At 75.9% G+C, this 2,199-nt stretch carries 2 protein-coding genes; one reads left to right on the top strand and one right to left on the bottom strand.

Annotated features, from left to right (window positions below):
- Positions 1–1,286, top strand: a 1,286-nt coding sequence (locus G3I19_RS36170; RefSeq protein WP_239075055.1) for an asparagine synthase-related protein, incomplete at its 5' end; no start/stop codon positions are given.
- Positions 1,287–1,533: 247 nt separating this feature from the next.
- On the opposite strand, the gene G3I19_RS36165 is transcribed toward G3I19_RS36170, so the two are convergent.
- On the bottom strand, positions 1,534–2,199 hold a 666-nt coding region (locus G3I19_RS36165), incomplete at its 5' end, for an NPCBM/NEW2 domain-containing protein (protein ID WP_203601151.1).

The raw sequence follows: 2,199 nt of genomic DNA, 5'->3' as shown, positions 1-2,199 counted from the left end.
CCCCCGGCATCGGCGCCGACCTCTCCGGCGGCAGCGCGTCCGCCACGCTCACGCTCCTGGCGGCCGGGCTGCCCGGGGTGCCGGGCACGATCCTCGGCCACGGCACCGGCGCCGGGGAACGCCTCCTCGCCGTCACCTTCAACGACCTCTCCGCGCGCGGCCACGGGCCCGAACTGGAACGGGCCGGCGCCATCGCGGCCAACCCGCGCCTGCACCATGTGGTGGTCGCCGGCGGTGAAGAGGCCCTGCCGTACGCCGATCTGGAGTCGGGCCCGCTCACCGACGAGCCGGGACCTTCGCTGATCACATCGGAGCGCCACCGGCTGCGGCTCGCTTCGGGCAGCGCGGACCATCTGGTGGGCGACGGCGCACGCCAGGTGCTCGACGCGCACCCGGCACGCCTGGCCGACCTCTTGATGGACCGCCGCAGACGCCACCTGGTCAAACCGGTCGCGGCGCTGGCCAGGGCGGACGGCTCGGTCCTCATCCCCTTCACCGTCTACCGCGCCGCGCGCAGGCTCGCCCGCACCCCGTACCGCACGGGCATCGAAGCGGCGGCCGCCCTGCTGCGCGACCGCGACGCCCAGCACGCGGCCGAAGGCTCCACGCTGGATGCCTCGCTGGCGGCCCTCACCTGGTCACGTCCGGGGCCCGCGGCGCGCTGGCTGACCGGTGAGGCGCTCGCCGAAGTCTCCGTACGCCTCCAGGAGTCGGCGCTGCGGCCGACCTCGGTGCAGCGCCCCGGCGAGGCCCGTGCCCGCGCCGCGCTCGCCCGGTACGCGGCGGACCACCGGGTCTTCGAACAGGCGGCGGAGGTCAGGAGCCAGCGGCTGCACGCGCCGTTCCTCGACAACCAGGTGGTACGGGCGGCCCGGCTGCTCCCCGAATCGCTGCGGGTCCAGCCCGGCGCGCGGGCCGAGATCCTCCGTACGGTGCTGGCGGGCGCGGGCATCCACGACCTGCCCGACGGCTGGGGCGCCCCCTCCCACACGACCGCTTCGGCCGCACACCACCAGGGGCTGCGCGCCTCGTTGCCCTCGCTGATCGCCCTGTTCGACGCCCCGCTGCTCGCGGACGCCGGCCTGGTCGAGGCGCGGGTGGTCCGCAAGGCGCTGCGGGCGGCCGCCGAGGGGGAGCGGCTGCCGCTCGACGGGCTCGCCGACCTGGTCTCCACCGAACTCTGGCTGCGCAGACTGCTGTCCCGGCGGGGCAGCTGCTGGACCGGGACAGCGGCACCGAAACAGCGGGCGGTGGCCGGCGGGGTCGTGCCGCGGCGGAGCCTTTAGGCGGAGCCGCGTCAGGGCAGCCGAGTCGCCGGGGTGGGGGAGTCGCCGGGGCGGGGAAGCGGCCGAGGGAGCCGAGCCGTCAGGGCGGTGGAGCCGCCGAGGGGGCGGAGCTGTCACGGCAGGGGAGCCGAGCTGTCAGGGTGGGGGAGCCGCCGATGGGGCCGAGCTGTCACGTCGGGGGAGCCGGGCCGTCGGGGCAGCCGAGCCCTCAGCGCAGCCGAGCCGTCAGGGCGGCCTGGCCCTTGCTTCAGGGGCGGCAGCTGATCTGTGACTGCGCCCAGTCGGCCACCGCCACCGAGCCGAACGGTCCGGCCCGTTCGACCACGAGCCGGAGCGTCCGGTAGCCCGAGATCCCGACCCGCACGGGCACGGGCGGATCGTCGCCGTGCACCACGGGCGAGCTCCACAGCCGCGACGTGTCCCCGTACACCGAGAAGCGCACCGCACCGACCCCGAGCGACATGTCGTCCACCCCGGCCAGCGCTTCGTAGCTGGAGCACCGGCGGTTGAGCTGGATGGTCACGCTGGACGGGGAGTGCACGCTGATGCCGCGGTTGTACTCGGTGTCCCGCATGGCCAGTTGGCGGCGCTGCCAGACCGGCCCGCTGTCCTTGAGGCTGAGTTCGGGCTCGGTGTGGTCGCCGAGCAGCGAGTACGCCAGGGCTGCGACCTGGTAGACGGCAGGTACCGGTGGGGGCGGCGGCTTCGGGGTGGGCGTGGGTGTCGGGGTCGGGGTCGGGGTGGGTGTCGGCCTGGGGGTCGGCTTCGGCTTCGGCGCGGGGGGCTTCGGCTTGGCCTTCGGGGGCCGGGGCGACGGTGTGGGCTTCGGGGTGGGCCTGGGCGCGGGCGCCGGGGGAGGCGGCGGCTTCGGCTTCGGGGCCGGTGGTGCGGGCTTGGGCGGTACGACGGGCTG

It is taken from the genome of Streptomyces sp. SID10853 (assembly GCF_010548145.1).
In the GTDB taxonomy this organism is placed as follows: domain Bacteria; phylum Actinomycetota; class Actinomycetes; order Streptomycetales; family Streptomycetaceae; genus Streptomyces.
The sequence above is the reverse complement of the archived record's forward strand: the minus strand, read 5'-3'. Positions and strand labels throughout refer to the sequence as shown.